The sequence below is a fragment of the Terribacillus saccharophilus genome (genome assembly GCF_000725365.1).
Classification (GTDB): domain Bacteria; phylum Bacillota; class Bacilli; order Bacillales; family Amphibacillaceae; genus Terribacillus; species Terribacillus saccharophilus.
In genome coordinates this window covers 114838-134871 of record NZ_CP008876.1, presented here as the reverse complement: position 1 = coordinate 134871, position 20034 = coordinate 114838, and the positions used below count along the sequence as shown (strand labels likewise).

The following is a 20034-nucleotide window of genomic DNA, read 5'->3' as shown; positions in this document are numbered from 1 at the left end:
TTGTCTTGTTTCAGCTTGTCCCCGAGACACGATTTTATGTATGTATAAAGCAGCCAGTTTCTCACAAGATAGTGTTAAAAAAGGAGGCACATCCGTTATGCATCAATCGGGTATCCATGAAACAATGGAGGCTATGGAGCTATTGAATACAGCTTGTCTTTCGCTAACAAAGTCCTCAGGTATGCAATTCTTGGCAAAGGACGATGGACTTAAAACCTTACTGACAGCTCAAGCGGATGCAGATAAACGTCATATCCATATGCTGCAGCGCTTTCTAAACGAGGAGGCACAGCATGGATAAGCTTATTCAAATACTAGGATCTGCTCGGGAGATAACAGATCAAGTAATTGCCACAGATTTGTTAGTCACCGTTAAAACTGGCATTATTAACACCGCGAAGGCAATAAACGAAACAAGCAATGATCAGCTGCGCAACGATTTGAAATCAAAGTTGCATGAACATATAGAGCAGCATGAACGTGTTTTCAGCTACATGATGGAACACGGCTATTACTCTCCACAAACACCAGCTAAGCAAATTCATGTATTGAATGAAACAGCTGAAACTGTCTTGACACTGAATAAAGACTAAGCAGGAAAGCACGAGCTCTACGCTCGTGCTTTCTGCTTTGTAAGCTGTTCTTTTGCTTTCTATTCTTTCACCTACGTATAATAATCGGTAGAGCGTGTAAGTCGCATGACGAACTAGGAGGCCATTATGAACGACTTCATTAATCAATTGCACAATCACCGTTCCGTACGGACATTCACTGATAAAAAACTGACACAAAAGCAGCTCGATGCAATTATGGGAGCAGCAATTCAAGCACCAAACTGGATCAACGGTCAGCAAGTTTCTGTTATCGTCGTAACTGACGAGGAGAGAAAACGCCGGTTAGCAGAGCTTTCCGGAAATCAGAAACATATAGATGACGCAGCAGCTTTTCTCGTCTTTTGCATGGATTACAGTCGCGCTAAGCATATAACGGAACTGCATGATAAGAAACTTGAGGTAATGGAGAATATCGAGGCTGTACTAGTAGGTTCTACTGATGTTGGCATCGCACTTGGTACTGCTGTTGCTGCAGCAGAATCTATGGGTATCGGCACCGTTCCAATCGGCGGCGTCCGCAGAAGCCCAGCCGAAATTTCAGAGCTGCTTGAGCTGCCTGAGCTTGCTTTCCCAATCTCTGGTCTTGCCATCGGTTACCCTGCTGATCCGCTGCCAGCACAAAGTCCGAGAATTCCAATGGAAGCTTTTTATCATAAAGAAACATACGTACAAAACCAGCGGGAAGCGGTCGAAGAAATGGATAAAAGACAGCAGGAAGCAATTAAAGTCCGAACTGGCGAAACGAAAGCACATCCTTGGTCAGAAAGAATTGCCGCTTTCTATTCCGAACGATATAAAGAATACGGAAAAGTAACAGACGTTCTGAAACAGAACGGATACGATTATAAATAAAAAGAACCAAGTAGAAAGGAAGTATATATGATGACCAGAACACCTTTATCGGTTTTGGATTTATCACCTGTACCAGACAATAAAACACCGAAAGAAGCCTTTGAAAACAGCAAACAGCTGATTCAGCACACAGAAAAACTAGGATATAATCGTTACTGGGTTGCTGAGCACCACAATATGCCGAGCATTGCCAGCTCTGCAACTTCTGTATTGATCGGTTATCTTGCTGGCCATAGCTCTACTATCCGTGTTGGCTCCGGCGGTGTGATGCTGCCAAACCACTCTCCGCTAGTCATAGCGGAACAATTCGGGACATTGGCAACGATGTATCCAGACCGCATCGACCTTGGACTAGGACGAGCACCTGGTACAGACTATATGACAAGCCGCGCTTTGCGCCGTGATGCACATACGAGTGCAGAGAACTTCCCCGAAGATGTGAAAGAGCTGCTTGCATATTTCAGTGATGCCAACCTGCCAATCAAAGCACATCCTGGGCACGGTACGAATGTGCCGGTATATCTATTAGGTTCCAGCACATTCAGCGCACAGCTTGCCGCTATGCTCGGTTTGCCGTTTGCATTTGCCAGCCACTTCGCACCGGGAGAGCTGCACAATGCATTGCGCTTATACCGTGAACGATTCCAGCCATCTGTTTACCTGGACAAACCATATGCAATGGTTACAGTTAACGGTATCGTAGCAGATACGAATGAAGAAGCGGAATTCCTTTCCACGACATTAAAACTTAAGTTCCTAAGCATCATCCGCGGTCGCTCTGGATCTTCCACTGCACCAGTTGAGAGCATGGATCATATCTGGAATGAACACGAAAAGCTGCATGTCACAAACACACTGACTTACTCTTTCGTCGGAGATAAAGAAAAAGTGGCTAGTGAACTGGAAGCCTTCCATGCAAAAACACAGTTTGACGAACTTATCGTTTCAGCAGACATTTATGACCAGGAAAAACGCAGAAATAGCTATAAATTGCTTTCTGAACTTTGGAAGTGATCTAAAAAGAACCTCATTTTAGAGGTTCTTTTTTACGTTGTTATGTAATAACCGATTAATGTCTCTCTTAATGCTGGCTTGCTTCAGCATTTTATGGCGCTTCAGGTATAGGAGGTCAGCGATATTATCATAGGAAAGCTGCGTATAGAAGTAGTTTATGTACTCCAATATAGCGAAGAGATATATAAATAATGCTATAAATAATCCGCCTATAGGCAGTGGAGACTGTAAGTGTAAAAGATCATAGATAAAAGCAAAAAGAGGAATGGAAATCAGCAGCAAATTTATTTTCCTTAGTTTTATTAGTTTGTATACTACCTTTTCTGGGGTAATAAATGTCTTCTCATTCCTGAACCTTTTAAGCTTGATATACCAATACATAGTGCCTTGCAATAACAGGAACTCCAAAAGAAGAAATGCTGTCCAAAATGAAAAAAGAGAATAGAGCTTCAAATCCGGATAGTTTTGATTTATAAGTACGCTGAGAATTACGAAGGAGATTACAGCAGCTAACTCCCCGGAGTAGAGAAATTTCAACCTATTTTCTATATGTCCTTTCAACTGTAAACCCCCTTGAGAATTTTAACTAAGTATATAATTGCTATTCGTTTTCCGTATCCTTATTTTCATTGATCTTTTCGAAAGAGAACCTATCTTTCTTTTCATTCATGTTTTCCCTCCTAAAAAGTATATTGTAAGTCTACATGAATTATCGCTAGAAGGATTCGTTAATTTGTAAAAAATTACAATATAATTTCATACAAGTACTGTTATTATAACAATAAAAAAGACCGCTAAATTAGCGGCCTTCCTTTACGTTATTAGTTATAAACATCCTCAACCGGTGTATCTCCAGCAAGCAAGGAAACAATCTTTCCTTTCGCCTTATCATTTCCGATAGCTGCCGCGATGGCACGCGCTACATCCTCGCGCGGAATTTGAGTTGTCTTGAATCCAGATTCATCTGTTGTAACTTTGCCAGTTCCTGCATCATCTGATAGTCCGCCCGGACGCAGGATAGTGTAATTCAGCTTACTGCCTTGGACAATCTGATCCGCGTAATGTTTTGCGATATAATACGGCTTCATGTCTTCCGTCCATTGATCTGGAGAATCCGCATGGATGGCACTAACCATGATGAACTGCTTCGCTCCAACTTTCTCAGCAGCTTTCACTGATTTCGCAGCTCCGTCCAAATCAATCGTTAATGTCTTATCTGGTCCAGTGCTGCCGCCGGAACCTGCTGTGAATACAACTACATCGGATCCGTTGATAGCGTCTGTAAACGCGTCTAAATTATCCTCTAGATTTAGGAATACGGGTTTAACGCCTTTTTCTTCAAAATATCCAAATTGCTCTTCCTTCCGCAGTCCTACGGAAACTTCGTGTTCTTTGCTTTCATTCAGTACGTTAACTAGGTTTTTCCCTACTTTACCGTTTGCTCCAATAATGAATACTTTGCTCATATTAATCCCTCATTCCTATTTATTTTAAAAAGCTATCATAATCTGTGCGTTCGTTTTGTACACCGATCCATTTTGTTTCCGTGAATTCTTCTAATGCCCACTTACCGTTGAATCGGCCAAGACCGGATTGTTTCACACCGCCGAATGGTGCTTGCGGTTCGTCATTGATACTCTGATCATTAACATGAATCATTCCTGTTTCAATTCGCTTAGCAATCAATTCACCATGTCCTACTGTAGAATGAACTGCACCAGAAAGACCAAACGGATGCTCATTTGCCATCTCGACTGCTTCGTCTTCTGTTTCAAACGTAATGATTGGTGCGATTGGTCCGAATATCTCTTCCGCTGCGAGTGGTGACTGGTTATCTACTTGATTGACGACTGTAGGCTCTAATACGTTGCCTTGGAAGTTGCCGCCAGTAAGAACATTTGCACCAGCGTCAATTGCGCGCTGCAGCTGCTCTTTTATGCTGTCCACTTGCTGCTCGTTTATAATCGGACCTACTTGTGTATTTTTATCTTCAGGGTCACCGTAACGCAGATCTTTAACTTTTTCAACGAACTTGCTCGTGAATTCCTCTGCAACAGATGACTGTACAAGTATGCGGTTCAGCGCAATACAAACCTGCCCCTGGTGATAGAACTTACCATATACAGCGGATTCTACTGCCGCATCGATATTGGCATCCTCCATCACGATAAGCACGTTGTTACCTCCAAGCTCCAATGCTGTGCTTTTCAATTCGCCTGCAGCAAGAGATGCGATATGCTTACCTACTTCAGTAGATCCTGTAAAGGAAATCATACGGGGAATCGGGTGCTTCACAAAACTATCCCCGATTTCGGAACTCTTACCACTAACAAGATTAATCAACCCTTTAGGTGCCCCTGCCTCCTCGAATACAGCAGCCACTAGCGAACCTGCAGTCACGGTTGTATCTTTAGAAGGTTTGATAACTACTCCGTTTCCTGTAGCCAGTGCTGCAGCCACAGAGCGCATAGTCAAATGAAGCGGGAAGTTCCAAGGACTAATAACACCGACCACTCCTAGCGGCTCCTGATAAACTTTATTCACTTTGCCAGGAACATGAGAAAGAAATACCTCCCCCTTCATCCGATTCGGATAAGAAGCAGCTTCTTTCATGAAATTAACCGCGGTCGTAATTTCACCGACAGCTTTTCTGTACGTACTGCCAGCTTCTTTAATCAGCCATTCGATAAACAGCTCTTTCTCCTGCTCAATGATTTGGATTGCTTTTTCAATCAGCTCTCGCTTCACTTGTGGCGGCTGCTCAGCCCATTCCTTCTGTGCACGTGCCGCTGCTTGGTAAGCTTCATCCAAGTCTTCCTCGTTTGCCCCTTGGATTGTAAGCAGCGTTTCTCCTGTATATGGATTGGTATTATCGAATGTATCTTCACTATTCCCTTTTCGCCATTCACCATTTATATAAAGTAAATCAAACTGCTTTTGCAAAATAACGCCTCCTTAGGATTTGTCTCGACTTAGAGACAATTCCCCCTTTGCATAAGATTAAACAAGTTGTCTGTGAAACGTCTTCTTCTTTTCTCAGCGTTTTCTAATTTTCACTTCATGTTGCTCTAAGATGCGTTGGATATAGTAGTACCATAACAACGATCAAGGAGATGGATAATATGAAAAGAAAAAACTTATTAGCAAGCGGTCTGGCGATTACATTGGCAGCGGGATTAGGCTTTGGATTTCAGCATGTAAGTGCAGATGACGATAAAGTACCTGCAGATACAAAGGTGAATCTGAACCAAGCAATTGACAATGCCAGCAAAGAACAAACAGGAACAGTCACAAGCGTCGAGCTTGATACTACACGGAGTGGGCAGGCTTATTACGAAGTGGATGTAAATGATGATAAAGAGGAATACGATGTTCGAGTAAACGCTGATGACGGAACAGTCGAATCAAGAAAAGATAATGACGATGATAACGATAATAACAAAGCACCGCAGCCAAAAGTAGACATCAAAACTGCTGCTGAAACAGCTCTAGCACAGGAAAAAGGTGCTACACTGACAGATATCTCATTAGACGAAGATGACGGCAGACTGGAATATGATGTGGAGCTTCGTACCGATAAGGATGAAATCGAAGTGACTGTTGATGCAGAATCCGGCGAAGTGACATATACAGAAAAAGAATCCATCCAAGATGATCAAGACGATGATGGCGATGATGACTAATTAACACTAGAGTCTCCTATAGGAGGCTCTTTTTTTATGTTTCAGATTTTCCAAACGGGTTATTAGTAGGGGGTACAAGATATTCGAAGGGAGCAATCAAACTATGAGCGAAAATATTCAAGATAAAGTTGTCATCATTACAGGTGCATCAAGCGGCATTGGAGAGGCAACGGCTAAAGAATTAGCGCAGCATGGTGCTAAGGTTGTCCTTGCTGCCCGACGAGAAGAACGTTTGCAAGAGTTAGCAGAATCCATCAAGCAAGATGGTGGAGAAGCAATTTATCAAGTGACTGACGTAACAAAACAGGAAGAGGTCGAACAGCTAGCTCAGCTGGCTCTAGATACGTATGGTCAAATCGATGCCATCTTCAACAATGCTGGTTTGATGCCACTATCCTTCCTGCATAAAAAGCAAATCTCTGAATGGGATACGATGGTAGACGTTAATATCAAAGGAGTATTGTACGGCATTGCTGCTGTGCTGCCTCATATGCGCGAGCGCAAGCAAGGCCACATTATTAATACTTCCTCCGTTGCGGGGCATAAATCCGGACCAGGAACAGCTGTTTATTCTGGAACTAAATTCGCAGTACGTGCCATCACGGAAGGCTTGCGCCAGGAAGAAGCGGAAAACAATATCCGAACAACAATCATCTCACCAGGAGCTATTAAAACCGAACTTCCGGATAGTATCACAGACGATGAAATCCGCGAAAGCATGGGCGAAACATTAGGAGCAGCTGTTACACCTGACAGTATTGCACGCGCAGTCCGTTATGCTTTAAGTGAACCGGGTGATGTTGCAGTCAATGAGCTGCTCATTCGTCCGACGAACCAGAAAGGCTAATAATAAAAGAACAGCACCTCTTCCGGCTGATCCGGAGAGGTGCTGTTTTGTTAATCTTTCAAATTTCCACCATTCGTTTCGATGACTTCCTTATACCAATGGAAGCTGCTCTTTTTGATCCGTTTAAGAGAACCATTTCCATCGTTATCCTTATCCACGTAGATATAGCCATACCGCTTCTTCATTTCTCCAGTACTCGCGCTGACAAGGTCGATCGGCCCCCAGCTAGTATAGCCAAGGATTTCAACGCCATCCTGTATTGCTTCACCCATTTGTTCCAGGTGCTTTTGCAGATAGTCAATGCGATATGAATCCTCCACTTGACCTTCTTCATTGACTGTATCCACTGCACCTAGTCCGTTCTCTACGACAAACAACGGTTTTTGATATCGATCATAAAGCTGATTCGCTGTAATACGGAAACCTGTCGGGTCAATCGTCCATCCCCATTCCGATTTTGGCAGATACGGATTTTCCACAGAACCGAATACATTACCAGCAGTCGTCTTACCGAGCACTTCCGGATCCGTGCTCGTTGTACGGCTGGCATAATAACTGAACCCGATATAATCGACAGTATGACGGAGGATTGTTTCATCTTCTGGTTCCATCTGGATATCGATATTATTATCCTTGAAAAAGCGCTTAGCATATCCAGGGTAAGCTCCTCGAGCCTGAACATCTATAAAGAAGAAGGAATCTCTGTCTCTGTCCATTGCATCCAGATAATCTGCCGGATTCGCCGAATACGGATAAGTCGTACCTGCAGCCAGCATACAGCCGATTTTGGCATCTGGAATGATGTCGTGACATGCTTTTACCGCTATTGCACTGGCGACTAACTGATGATGAGCTGCTTGGTATTGGATTTGCTTTCTATCATCACCTTCATGAAAGACAAGGCCAGCCCCGACAAACGGCAAATGCAGGAGCATGTTGATTTCGTTGAAAGTCATCCAATACTTCACTTTCTCTTTGTATCTTGTAAATATTGTTTTAGCATATTTTTCAAAGAAGGATACGAGCTCACGGTTCCGCCAGCTTCCGTATTTCTCTACAAGATGGACTGGCACGTCGAAATGCGCCATCGTAACGACTGGCTCAATGTCATACTTCCGCAATTCATCAAACAGATTATCATAAAATTGCAGCCCTTCTTCATTTGGTTGTTCTTCATCTCCCTTTGGAAAGATACGAGCCCAAGCAATGGAAACTCGTAATGCCTTGAACCCCATCTCTGCAAATAATGCGATATCCTCTTTATAGTCATGATAGAAATCAATCGCCTCATGCGACGGATAATACGCTCCTGCAATTGGTTCAAGTGTTTCTATATTACCTTGCATAATTGAAAATCTATCTGCTCCTATCGGCAGCAAATCGACTGTCGTCAGCCCTTTACCGCCTTCACGATAAGCACCTTCTACTTGATTGGCCGCGACAGCGCCGCCCCATAAAAATCCTTCTGGAAAAACACTCATATACTCCGCTCCCCTCTCTCTTTATATCTACCGATCAAGTATTCTATATATTCAGGGTAAGCAGCGGCTCGCCCCATTTCACTTGTTTCTCCTCTGTTGCTGCCACTAAATTGTAACCCCTTACATCTGTCACCACAACTGGCGTCGTAATATCAAAGCCGGCATTCTGGATACTATCCAAATCAAACTCTATGAGCAGCTGCCCTTTTTCCACACGATCTCCTTGCTTTACATGAGCGTCAAAGAACTTGCCGTCCAACTGAACCGTATCCATCCCGATATGGACCAGAATCTCGGCTCCGCTATCCGCTGTGATTCCGATGGCATGTTTCGTTGGGAATAAAACAGATACAACGCCAGATGCAGGAGCGTACAGTTTTCCTTCTGACGGAATGATTGCTACACCCTTGCCGAGTGCGCCTGTCGCAAACGCCTCATCTTTGATCTCAGATAATGAAACAATCGAACCTTGAAATGGACTAGCAATCACGTCATTACCAATAGCCAGCTTCTCTTCTTTCTGAATCGGTGTTGTTGGCTCTTGCACTGTGTCAGGTTTGTTGTTTTCCTTTGTGAATCCAAATAGCATCGTCAGTACGAAAGCACTCGCAAACGCTACTCCTATTGAGATAAATGATCCCCAGAATCCCAAATCAAAACCGTTTGGACCGATGAAGGTAGGGATTTGGAAAATTCCTAATCCGCCAGTCATATATCCTGTCGTTTTCGTTATACCTAAAACAGCACCACCTAAGGCACCACCGATACAGCTAATGATAAATGGACGTTTCAGAGGAAGTGTAATACCATAGATAGCTGGTTCCGTAACTCCAAAAATGCCTGAAATAAAGGCTGGTATACTTAATGTTTTAAGTTTTTTCTGCTTGATGCGGATCCAAACAGCCAACACTGCACCAATCTGGGCGAAAGAAGCAGCAAAGACAAGCGCTAACACAGGGTCTCCGCCGTAGACAGCTAGGTTATTGATCGAGATCGGTACAAGTCCCCAATGCAAACCGAAGATAACGAAGATCTGCCAGAAAGCTCCCAGGAATAAACCAGCAATAATTGGGCTCAAGTCATAGATGCTAAGTGTTGCTTGCCCGATCAGTTGTCCTGCCCATGTTGCAATCGGACCGATAATCAGGAATGTCAGCGGTACAACCACCAACAGTGTCAAAAACGGGACAACAAAGGTCTTGATGACACTAGGTACAATCTTTGCGAAACCTCTTTCCACTTTCGCTGCAAAAAACGTCGCCAAAATGATTGGAATAACTGACGATGAATAAGTCATCAAGATTACCGGCATACCCAAGAAGGTAATATGCACAGGCGATTCAAACAGCGTACCACTAAATAGCGTATACAGCGGATCGCCGGTTGTAAGTCCGGATAATGTCGGATAAACAAGCGCCGCCCCAATAGCCATTCCGATAAAATGACTGCCGCCGAACTTCCTCATCGCAGTATAACCCAAGAATATCGGGAAGAAGTAGAACAGAGAATCACCAACAGCGTTTAAAATCTGATAAGTTCCTGATTCTTCTTTGAGCCATCCGAAAGCAAGAAACATTGCGTTAAAACCTTTGATCATACCTGTTGCAGCCAATACACCCAGCACTGGCGTAAAGATACTAGAAATAATATCGATAAACTTATTGAAAGGATTCGTATCCTTGTCTTTTTCTTGTGATGCTTGTTCATTACCAGTAAACCCGCCAACATGCGCTACTGCTTTATATACATCCGGCACATGGTTGCCGATGACAACTTGATACTGTCCGCCACTCTTAAGAACGGTAACAACATCATCCATGTTCTTCAGTGCTTCAGTATTTGCTTTATTTTCATCCTTTAACTTGAAGCGTAAACGAGTAATACAATGGACAACACTGTTAACATTTTCGCGGCCACCGACTTGCTCGATGATATCTTTGGCCAGTTGCTCATACTTCATCTTAATCCCACCTTTTATTTGGAATTTGGCAAATAAAAAACCTGATCAGGTTGGCGCACAAAATTCGTGCAGCCAAGCTAATCAGGTTATGCCCTATTAAGGTAACATTCCTTCGAAGGATATTCAGCTGATAAGTAAAATTTATCACCTTACTCCTAAAATGTCAACGCTTACATTTACAATTTATTTACTTTTATTTTGCTGCGACTGTTCTGTAAGACGATGTATATGAACAGTTAAATACAATTGTTCATCCTGCGTAAGTCCAGAATTAAACTTTTCCTTTAGATAGACATCCATTCTTTCTGTACATTGAAATGCTTGTTTGTACTTCAGCCGCACTTGGTCATAAAGGAATGATTCAGCCAGTTCAGGTAATCTCTCATCACGCAGAAAACGTACAGCAAAAAAACGTAAGTGTGTTAGGAACCGCTCATAATTGACCGAGCTTTCATCTACGTTTCCTTTTAAATGATAGGTAACAATATTAAGCAAATTGCTGACTATTTCCGTTACTTGTACAGCTGTCAGCATGTGCTCGCCTGTCACCTGGCTGTTAACTAAATGCAATGCAATAGATGCAGCTTCATCTTCTCCTAAATGATAGCCTGTATCTTCCTCGATGATATCCAATGCTTTCCAGGCAATCTTATATTCTTGCTTATAATATTTCCGTATCTCCCAAACAAGCGGGTTCTTTAAAGTGATGCCTTGTTTCTCCCTGCTGATAGCAAAACTAAGGTGATCAGTCAATGCAACATAAAGGTATTCATCCAAGTCGTACGGAAGATGACCGCGAGCATACTCCACTATTTTTGCAGCAATATTAAGATAAACGGGAGAAACGTCTCGCAGAAGTGTCTCTAATTTATCGGCCATACCTGATTTCTCTAAGATAAATTTTTTCTCGATCTGAGATACATCTATCGGATCCCCGATTTTCTTCTTGAAAGCCAAGCCTTTTCCCATCACGACCAGTTCCTGATTTTTGTCATTCCTTGTGACCACAACACTATTGTTCAAGATCTTTTCTATCTTCATCGTTATCCCCCATTTCTCTAACAGAATGAAAAAAACCCAAATTCACACATAGCAGCTAATCGCTTGTGCAAATTCAGGTTTTGCCCGCAGTGCGGTAACAATCCTCGTTCATTTGTAAACGCTTTATATAGAAAGTATCATAGCAGTTTTTTCCTGTCAATCTGATCATTATATACTTAATTTCACTTTCTTTAGTTTAACTATCATTTATTTTAATTATAAAATGGGAATTACAAGCCAATTTATCGCTTTCCTACTCTGCAGAAAGGTATAATCGAAGCTGGTATAGAAATCTACTATTAGATATTTACATATACAGAAGGGATGTAAGAGGATGAGTAATCTACGAGAAGATGCACTGAAAATACACCGTGAAAATAAAGGGAAACTGACAATGAAGTCGAAGATCCCTGTCCGTAATGCAACGGATTTGAGTCTTGCTTATTCTCCTGGTGTAGCTGAACCTTGTAAAGAGATCCACCAAAACAAGGATAATGTCTACGAATACACGATGAAAGGCAACATGGTTGCGGTTGTCAGTGACGGCTCTGCCGTGCTTGGCCTTGGTAACATCGGTCCAGAAGCGTCTCTTCCGGTAATGGAAGGAAAATCCGTTCTATTCCAAAGCTTCGCAGGTGTTGATAGCTTCCCAATCGTGCTTGATACAAACGATGTCGACGAAATCGTTCGCACGGTAAAATTGATGGCACCAACATTCGGCGGCGTGAACTTAGAGGATATTTCCGCTCCTCGCTGCTTCGAAATCGAAGAGCGTTTGAAAGCAGAAACTGACATTCCAGTATTCCACGATGATCAGCATGGTACTGCAATCGTAACAGTTGCTGGTTTACTGAACGCATTGAAATTGGTTGGCAAAAGCTTTGATAACATCAAAGTTGTAGCGAACGGCGCTGGCGCTGCAGGTATCGCAATTATTGAATTGCTGCACAGCCTTGGCGTAAACAATGTTATCATGTGTGACTCCAAAGGTATGATCTACGAAGGTCGTCCAGAGGGCATGAACAAAATGAAGGACCGTGTTGCGAAAATCACAAACCGTGATCGTCAGGAAGGTAGCCTTTCCGATGCGATCAAGGATGCTGACGTGTTCATCGGTGTATCTTTGGCAAACCTATTGTCTAAAGATGACGTACGCACAATGGCTAAAGATCCGATCATCTTCGCAATGGCGAACCCAGATCCGGAAATCCTTCCAGATGATGCAAAAGAAGCAGGTGCCCGTGTAATTGGTACAGGCCGCTCTGACTTCCCTAACCAGGTGAACAACGTACTTGCTTTCCCTGGTATCTTCCGTGGTGCCCTGGATGTTCGCGCAACTGGCATTAATGAAGAAATGAAGATTGCAGCTGCTAGAGCGATTGCAGATCTAATCGACGAAAGTGATCTGAACGAAGACTACGTTATCCCAGCTCCATTCGACCCACGCGTTGCACCAGCTGTTGCAAAAGCAGTAGCAAAAGCGGCGATGGATACTGGCGTCAACCGTATCACTGTTGATCCAGAAGAAATAGCTGAGAAAACACGTCAGCTTACAATCATTGACGAAGACTAAATACAAAAAAGAGGAATCCCGCGGGATTCCTCTTTTTTTATTTTATTTATCCAAGTTCAATACAGTCAATTTTTCTCTTGTCATAGAAAGGATGCTGTTCGCAATACCTTGCGTACCCATACCAGAACCTTTTACTCCAAGGAATGGGAAGTGATCAGGGCCACGCTCTGTGCGTCCATTGATTTGGACAGCTCCTGTTTCCAATTCATTCGCAATATAGAAGGCTTTATCTACATCACGAGTGAAGATGCTCGCCTGCAAGCCGTACTCAGATTTATTAGCTAACTCGATTGCTTCCTCATCAGAACCAACGCGGATGACAGGCAGTACCGGACCGAATGGTTCTACCCATGCAACGTCCATATCTTCGGTTACATGATCAAGCAATGTCGGATGAATCAGATTGCCTTCACGTTTGTTACCTGCAATAAGTGTTGCGCCTTTTTCCAAAGCATCATCGATTAACGCTTGCACGCCATCTGCTGATTTACTATCAATCAATGGAACAACTGTATTGCCGTCTTCTGGAGATCCAACAGCCAATTTTTCCACTTCCGCTTGCAATCTTGCAACCAAGTCATTTGCCACATTATCATGGACAAGTACACGTTTGATTGCTGTACAACGCTGACCTGAATAAGAATATGCTCCGCTGATGATATTCTTCACTGCTTTATCAAGATCTGCATCTTCGCGGACGATACCAGGATCCTTACCGCCAAGCTCAAGAACGACAGGCTTCATGCCAGCGACTTTCGCCAGATTTTCACCCGTTTTAGTTCCTCCAGTGAAGGAAACCATGCTAATATCTTTATGCTCCACAAGGAAGTCACCGATGACAGAACCGCGGCCAGTGACGATATTGACGACACCTGCTGGGAAGCCAGCTCGGTCGAACGCCTCCATCATCTTGATACCGCTCAAAGCGCCTTGCGTTGCAGGCTTGAAGATGACCGTATTACCGGAAATAAGTGCTGGAGCCAGTTTGGATGCTGACAAGTTTACTGGATAGTTGAAAGGCGAAATTGCCAGAATGACACCTAACGGTACTCTGTCCACAATTCCAACCTTGGAGCTGGATCCACCAGGGAAACGATCGCCTCTCATGCTTTCGCCATTGGTATGCAATGCTTCTTGCGCAGTATAACGGATATAGTCATAAGTCCGCTGTACTTCGCTTTTGGCATCTTTCAGGCTCTTACCGACTTCAAGCATCATTGTTTGTGCAAGTTCATCCTGCATAGCAAGAAGCTCATCAGCCCATTTATAAAGCAGATCTGCTTTTTCCTGCAAGGAAACCTTTGCCCATTCTTTTTGTACTTGCTTCGCAGATTGAATTGCTGCTGCTGCCTCTTCTTGAGACAATGCCTGCACAGTACCAACGACACCCTCTTTGTACGGTGACATGATTTCTACGACATTTCCTGTGGTGCTTTCTTTCCATTCGCCATTCACATAATAACGTTGTGCTGTTAATGTTGACTCCACTACTTTTTCCTCCTCGTGTTACAGTTAGTTTATTTAATTAAAAAACTTAAAAAAGTTTCTGACACCCATTCTACTACTAACATTTTTATAATGGAATCATTTTGCTCAAAAAAAATAATTAAATATTTTCCATAATATCAAGGTTTCTAAGTATATAACATATAAGATTAGTATGTCATTTTTATTATCCAGTTTACTACCACCCCAAAACCACACCTATAAATTTTAGTTAATTACGCACTCTTTTTTAACTAAAAAAAGAGGAGCATTATTTGCTCCTCTCTTCTTCCTGGCATAAGTCATCTACATATTCGGTTAGGATTTCTGCAGCATACTCGCCGGAAAAATTCTTAGGATCAATGAAACGATGGAAAGCCAATCCATCGATCAGTGCATATAATTTTTCCGTTTCCTTCAGCAGATCTTTCCCCTCTTTCATGTTTCCACTTTCTGAAAGGAATATCAACAGACGTTGCACCGTCTCCCGGATACCGTCAGTTTGGCGGAAAGTGTCTCCTTGCTTGTATTTGAAATGCAGTGTGAACATAAACCACACCTGCATTTCCGCCATTGTTTCTTTATCAATTGGAATAAGCTCCAATAAAACTCTTGTCACAAGCTGTTTTGGCTGCAGCACCTGTTGAATCACTTGCATAATCCGGGCTTCACAGCGGGCTTTAACAAGTTCCATTGCATAGTGAAGCAGTTCTTCCTGTGTCGTGAAATAATGACGCAGCGCACCAAGTGACAAATTGGCTTCTTTGGCAATATTACGGACGGAGGCTGCCTCCATCCCACCATCCATGATGACCTTCCAAGTTGCTTTGGCTATATCTTGTTTTCTTGCTTCATGATCTATTTTTTTTGGCATAGCTTTACTGTAGCAAAAACTTTATTTGAAATCAATTTATATAATACACTTGTATCACAAAAACTTCCGTGTTAGCATAATAATACAACTGTACTATAAAAGGAGATGAAAAATGAACGGCATTATTGTTTTAATCATTTTATGTGAAGTCGGATTTTGGGTTTTTATTGCTGCCGGACTGATTGCTCGCTATGTGTTTAAACTTCCTAAAGTCGGTATAATCTTGCTCGGAGCAACCCCTTTAATTGACCTCACACTTCTTGCAGCCACCGGATTTGATCTAGCTCGCGGGTCAACAGCAACAAACGCTCATGCCATTGCCGCCATTTATATAGGCGTCAGCTTAGCATATGGAAAATCTATGATACGCTGGGCCGATCAGCGCTTTGCTTATTACATTACAAAACAAGGCGAGAAACCGAAGAAACTCTACGGTAAAGAGCATGCTAGAAAGGAAGCTAAGGGTTGGCTGCAGCACTTGCTTGCATATATCATCGGTGCTGGCTTGCTGCTCGCAGTCATCTATTGGATTCACGATGCTAGTCGCACAGAAGCACTCTCTAATGTCCTGCGTATCTGGTCAATCATACTTGGCATCGATTTTATTATCAGCTTCAGCTACACCTTATACCCAAAAAAAGAGAAGCATGCCGGCTCTTAAAGCGGCATACTTCTCTTTTTAGAAGTCTTCTTTCTTAGATCTTTCATTTGCTCTATTCATGATGAAATAACAAATAACAAGCAGGAGAATCGCACCGCAGTAATACAATGTATATAGCGCGCTCTCATGATAAACGACAATCAAACGAATAAGTGCTGTGATGCCGATATAAAGAAAATACCGGATCGGAAAGTGATAATCCTCCTGAAAATACTTTACGATCATAGCGATAAACTCGAAATACAGGAAAAATACCAGGATATTATTCAAAAATTCCAGGCGGGATGTATTGCCTTCATTGAACAAGGAGTTGGAGATAATATCGATCAATTCCTTCACTAGCAATATGGAAATTGCGATAGCTAAAAGAATAAGTGCTACATTCAGTACGTACTGCAGGACTGTTGCAATTGTGCCCTTCGTCCGTTTTTTCTTTGTGTGTGTTTGTGTCCGCATAGTTTCACCTCTAAATGTGCTATTCCCTACCTTTTTACTAAATAAGCTGCATCTATGTCCTTTGTTCGAGCCACTCCTGACAAAGCATATGTCAACTGAAGCTCTGTTCGCAGATCCTCGATCACCCGGCTTACCCCAGCTTGTCCTCCAGCGGCGAGTCCGTACACATACGGCCGGCCAATCAAAACGCTGTCGGCTCCCAGGGCTATTGCCTTGAATACATCCGCTCCACTTCGCACACCACCATCCATTAATACCGGCACTGCTCCATTTACTGTTTTCGCAATAGCTGGCAATGCACGCAAAGAAGCAATGGCACTATCAAGTTGTCTTCCACCATGGTTGGATACAACAATAGCATCCATCCCTAATGCTACTGCCTGCTTGGCATCTGCTGGGTGCAGAATACCTTTCACAACAATCGGCAAGCTTGTCTGTTCACGCAGGAATAACAAATCATCCCATGTGAGATTCGGATGATGAATATTCTCCAGTATCGCTTCTCTTATATGCTCTTCTGTAAGCTCTGGTACCAGCTCCTGAAAAACAGGGTCATTTATGTAATTTGCTGCTCCTTTTAACAGCTTCAACGGCGAATATCCATTCCGGTAATCGCGCTTCCGCCAGCCTAGCAGGCCTGTATCGACCGTTACTACAATTGCCTTATAGCCCGCTTTCTCTGCCCGCTTTGCCATGCTGGCAGTTAAATCACGATTTTTAGACCAATACAATTGGAACCATTTCACTGCATCTGGTTCCGCCGCAGCAATCTCTTCCAAGGAAGCAGATGTAACCGTGCTTGCAACAAACGGAATACCAGCAGCTGCTGCAGCTTTCACAGTGCCAAGCTCCATCTGTGAATGAAAGATTCCTTGAAACCCTACCGGTGCAAGCATCACAGGCATACTTTGCGACTGCCTGAACAGCTTGATAGAAGTATCTACATTCGAGACATCCCGCAGTACTCGCGGCAGGATATCGTACTCGCTGAATGCTTCTCGATTCTGCCCGAGTGTCACTTCATCTCCAGCTCCGCTTTGTAAAAAACCAAAAGGACCAGCCGGCAGAATTTCGCGAGCCCGCTCTTCCCACTCCGCTGTAAACAACGGATAATCACTTATCTTTTCTCCGATTCTTGTAAAAACATTTCCCATTTCCCGAACCCCCATTCCTTTCTTTGTAATATTAATAGAATAATTCGAACACGTTAGGAATTCCACTCTTTTCGTGTTAAGATAATCTTTGAAAAATAAGCAACGGAGGCGGCAACCATGGCTAATTATCAAGATCTTTCGAATGAAGCGTTACAACAGAAATACAATACACTGCAGGATGCATACGAGGCGATCGCCAGTCAGCAGCTGCAGCTGGATATGTCACGCGGGAAACCATGCACAGAGCAGCTTGATCTTTCCCAGCCGATGCTCGATATTATTACATCAAGCAGCACGGTAAAAACGGAAAATGGAACAGATGCCCGGAATTACGGTGTATTGGACGGCATCCCAGAAGCAAAAGCATTATTCGCTTCTCTCCTAGATGTTGAACCGAAGCAAGTAATCGTCGGCGGAAACAGCAGTTTGACTTTGATGCATGATTCTATCGTTCAATTCCTGCTTCATGGTGTATCCGAGGAAGCAACACCATGGATCAAGCAAGACAACGTGAAATTCCTCTGCCCCAGCCCTGGCTATGACCGTCACTTCACAATTTGCGAAGCATTAGGAATCGAGATGATCCCAGTTGCAATGACACCTGAAGGTCCTGACATGGATGAAGTGGAAAAACTCGTTGCAGCGGACTCTCAAATCAAAGGCATTTGGTGTGTACCTAAATACAGCAATCCGGATGGTTTTACATACTCCGATGCTGTTGTTGATCGTCTTGCTGGTATGCAAACGGCTGCAGATGATTTTCGGATTTTCTGGGACAATGCTTATACCGTCCACCATCTTACAGAAGAACCAGATGAACTGAAAAACATCATGACAGCAGTAGTAGATGCAGGAAATCCAGATCGTGTCATGGAATTCACTTCTACTTCCAAGGTGACCTTCCCAGGCTCTGGTGTTGCTGCTCTTGCTTCCAGCGAAAAGAATATTACTTTCTATAAAAAGCATCTATCTGTTCAATCAATTGGATCTGATAAGCTGAATCAGATGCGCCACGTGGCGTTCTTGAAAGATAAAAACACTCTCTCTGCCCATATGAAAAAGCATGCCGAAATCATTGCGCCAAAATTCCAGACTGTCCTTACAATCCTGGAGGAGAAGCTGGGTGGTAAAAACATTGCCGATTGGACGAATCCGAAAGGCGGCTACTTCATTAGCTTGAACACAATGGAAGGCTGTGCCAAGGATGTCGTGGAGCTTGCCAAAAAAGCCGGCGTAACATTGACTGGCGCAGGTGCAACTTACCCTTACGGCAAGGATCCATATGACCGGAACATCCGTATTGCACCAACACTGCCACCGACTGAAGAACTGAAGAAAGCCATCGATGTACTATGCTTGTGCGTCGAAATGGTGAGTATTAATCGTCTATTGCAGAAATAAAGTAAGGCCACCCTTAGGGTGGCCTTTTTAAATAGAATAAAGATAATAATCCTGCTGGCTCTCCTTTATAAATCCTATCGCCGTATATAAAGACAATGCCTTTTCATTCTCAGTCTGGACATCCAAATAAACTGATTGCCCCTGCTGAGCTTCCATCCGCACAGCTTTCTGAAGAGCCTTTCTTCCATATCCTTTTCCTTGGAAATCTGGTAGTACAGCAAAGCCATATATCTCACTTCGTTCTTTATCACGATGGATACGGATTTTCCCGACTATTTTATCTTCCGCCTCAATCATGAAAAACTCCTTCTGTAATCCTTCCTTTTCCAAACGGTCGTTATACATTTTTGCTTCCTCCGCTTTGAAATCAAAACAGACAATATCCAATTTCATTTTCATGTCGATATCTTCTTTACGTGAAGGTCGTAAACTGATGGATTCATCCTGATCAGGAAGTACCTTTCCCTCCCATTTCATCATGTACTCTGATTCTTCATATATACAAGTTATTGAATCTAACCATTGCTTGCCTAATTTACTGTTTGCCGGGACATTCAGCAGTATGTGCCGAGCTTTTTCCAGGGCAAAATGACTGTTCTGGAATAAATTGCTGAAGATGCCTTTCCGGCGGTAATCTGGATGCACCATGCCACATACTTCGATTTTGCTCCCGAAACTATATAACCCAAGAAATCCTACAAGCTGACCCGAATCATAGGTCAAAAAATCAGTCTGCTCCTCTTCACTTCTGTTCTCAAGCATATCCCAATTCAGCTTCAACTCTATACTGTCGTATCTTTCTACTACTTGCTGAAGTGCTTTTATTTCTTCTAATTGTTCAATAGTAAGCAAACACTTTACCCCCAATCTCTGTTTACCCACTTATCATACCTTAATTTTCCATGTAAAAAAATCCTGCCGAATAAACGGCAGGATTT

Annotated in this window: 20 protein-coding genes; 9 read left to right on the top strand and 11 right to left on the bottom strand. The window is 43.0% G+C overall.

The features are described from left to right. The first annotated feature begins 97 nt into the window (after positions 1-97). From GZ22_RS00690 to GZ22_RS00675, 4 genes are all read left to right on the top strand, one after another. The gene (locus tag GZ22_RS00690) at positions 98-301 is read left to right on the top strand and encodes a hypothetical protein (RefSeq protein ID WP_038557724.1); all 204 of its coding nucleotides are present in this window, start codon (positions 98-100) and stop codon (positions 299-301) included. Then, complete coding sequence (locus GZ22_RS00685; protein ID WP_038557722.1) at positions 294-593, top strand: spore coat protein; 300 nt, start codon at positions 294-296, stop codon at positions 591-593. The genes GZ22_RS00690 and GZ22_RS00685 overlap by 8 nt, the downstream gene beginning before the upstream one ends. A gap of 126 nt (positions 594-719) precedes the next feature. Beyond that, entirely contained in the window at positions 720-1466 is a 747-nt protein-coding gene (locus GZ22_RS00680; RefSeq protein WP_038557721.1) for an NADPH-dependent oxidoreductase, read from the top strand. Positions 1467-1493: 27 nt separating this feature from the next. Then, positions 1494-2480, top strand: a complete 987-nt coding sequence (locus tag GZ22_RS00675; protein WP_038557719.1) for an LLM class flavin-dependent oxidoreductase — start codon at positions 1494-1496, stop codon at positions 2478-2480. Positions 2481-2498: 18 nt separating this feature from the next. On the opposite strand, the gene GZ22_RS18790 is transcribed toward GZ22_RS00675, so the two are convergent. From GZ22_RS18790 to GZ22_RS00660, 3 genes are all read right to left on the bottom strand, one after another. Continuing rightward, positions 2499-3041, bottom strand: a complete 543-nt coding sequence (locus tag GZ22_RS18790) for a hypothetical protein (protein ID WP_038557717.1) — start codon at positions 3039-3041, stop codon at positions 2499-2501. Between the two features lie 260 nt (positions 3042-3301). Then, positions 3302-3946 (bottom strand): SDR family oxidoreductase, encoded by a 645-nt coding sequence (locus GZ22_RS00665; protein WP_038557715.1) that lies wholly within the window; start codon positions 3944-3946, stop codon positions 3302-3304. A gap of 19 nt (positions 3947-3965) precedes the next feature. Continuing rightward, complete coding sequence (locus GZ22_RS00660; protein WP_038557714.1) at positions 3966-5423, bottom strand: aldehyde dehydrogenase family protein; 1458 nt, start codon at positions 5421-5423, stop codon at positions 3966-3968. Between the two features lie 179 nt (positions 5424-5602). Between GZ22_RS00660 and GZ22_RS00655 the strand changes: the two genes are divergently transcribed. After that, positions 5603-6163 (top strand): PepSY domain-containing protein, encoded by a 561-nt coding sequence (locus GZ22_RS00655; RefSeq protein ID WP_038557712.1) that lies wholly within the window; start codon positions 5603-5605, stop codon positions 6161-6163. Positions 6164-6266: 103 nt separating this feature from the next. Further along, complete coding sequence (locus GZ22_RS00650) at positions 6267-7010, top strand: SDR family oxidoreductase (protein ID WP_038557710.1); 744 nt, start codon at positions 6267-6269, stop codon at positions 7008-7010. 50 nt (positions 7011-7060) lie between these two features. On the opposite strand, the gene GZ22_RS00645 is transcribed toward GZ22_RS00650, so the two are convergent. The 3 genes from GZ22_RS00645 to licT form a co-directional block, all read right to left on the bottom strand. After that, positions 7061-8491 carry a 6-phospho-beta-glucosidase gene (locus GZ22_RS00645; protein ID WP_038557708.1) on the bottom strand — a complete coding sequence of 477 codons (1431 nt, stop codon included), beginning with the start codon at positions 8489-8491 and terminating at the stop codon, positions 7061-7063. A 43-nt stretch (positions 8492-8534) separates the two neighbouring features. After that, positions 8535-10451 carry a beta-glucoside-specific PTS transporter subunit IIABC gene (locus GZ22_RS00640; protein WP_038557707.1) on the bottom strand — a complete coding sequence of 639 codons (1917 nt, stop codon included), beginning with the start codon at positions 10449-10451 and terminating at the stop codon, positions 8535-8537. A gap of 183 nt (positions 10452-10634) precedes the next feature. Next, positions 10635-11492 (bottom strand): BglG family transcription antiterminator LicT, encoded by an 858-nt coding sequence (gene licT, locus GZ22_RS00635; RefSeq protein ID WP_038557704.1) that lies wholly within the window; start codon positions 11490-11492, stop codon positions 10635-10637. Positions 11493-11826: 334 nt separating this feature from the next. On the opposite strand from licT, the gene ystJ reads away from it, so the two are divergent. Further along, positions 11827-13065, top strand: coding sequence for an NADP-dependent malic enzyme (gene ystJ, locus GZ22_RS00630; RefSeq protein WP_038557702.1), 1239 nt, complete (start codon positions 11827-11829; stop codon positions 13063-13065). Positions 13066-13107: 42 nt separating this feature from the next. Here ystJ and GZ22_RS00625 read toward each other — a convergent pair whose 3' ends face one another. Then, positions 13108-14553: an NADP-dependent glyceraldehyde-3-phosphate dehydrogenase gene (locus tag GZ22_RS00625; RefSeq protein ID WP_038557700.1), complete on the bottom strand. Its 1446-nt coding sequence runs from the start codon at positions 14551-14553 to the stop codon at positions 13108-13110. Between the two features lie 268 nt (positions 14554-14821). Then, entirely contained in the window at positions 14822-15424 is a 603-nt protein-coding gene (locus GZ22_RS00620; RefSeq protein ID WP_038557699.1) for a TetR/AcrR family transcriptional regulator, read from the bottom strand. Positions 15425-15536: 112 nt separating this feature from the next. On the opposite strand from GZ22_RS00620, the gene GZ22_RS00615 reads away from it, so the two are divergent. Beyond that, positions 15537-16085, top strand: coding sequence for a hypothetical protein (locus tag GZ22_RS00615; RefSeq protein ID WP_038557698.1), 549 nt, complete (start codon positions 15537-15539; stop codon positions 16083-16085). 18 nt (positions 16086-16103) lie between these two features. On the opposite strand, the gene psiE is transcribed toward GZ22_RS00615, so the two are convergent. Together psiE and GZ22_RS00605 are read right to left on the bottom strand one after the other, a co-directional pair. Next, positions 16104-16541: a phosphate-starvation-inducible protein PsiE gene (gene psiE / locus GZ22_RS00610; protein WP_051747899.1), complete on the bottom strand. Its 438-nt coding sequence runs from the start codon at positions 16539-16541 to the stop codon at positions 16104-16106. Positions 16542-16567: 26 nt separating this feature from the next. Then, positions 16568-17695 (bottom strand): alpha-hydroxy acid oxidase, encoded by a 1128-nt coding sequence (locus tag GZ22_RS00605; RefSeq protein ID WP_038557695.1) that lies wholly within the window; start codon positions 17693-17695, stop codon positions 16568-16570. 117 nt (positions 17696-17812) lie between these two features. Here GZ22_RS00605 and GZ22_RS00600 point away from each other — a divergent pair, with 117 nt between their 5' ends. After that, positions 17813-19096, top strand: a complete 1284-nt coding sequence (locus GZ22_RS00600; RefSeq protein ID WP_038557694.1) for an aspartate aminotransferase type Ic — start codon at positions 17813-17815, stop codon at positions 19094-19096. 27 nt (positions 19097-19123) lie between these two features. Here GZ22_RS00600 and GZ22_RS00595 read toward each other — a convergent pair whose 3' ends face one another. Continuing rightward, positions 19124-19948 (bottom strand): GNAT family N-acetyltransferase, encoded by an 825-nt coding sequence (locus tag GZ22_RS00595; protein ID WP_038557693.1) that lies wholly within the window; start codon positions 19946-19948, stop codon positions 19124-19126. Positions 19949-20034: the final 86 nt, after the last annotated feature.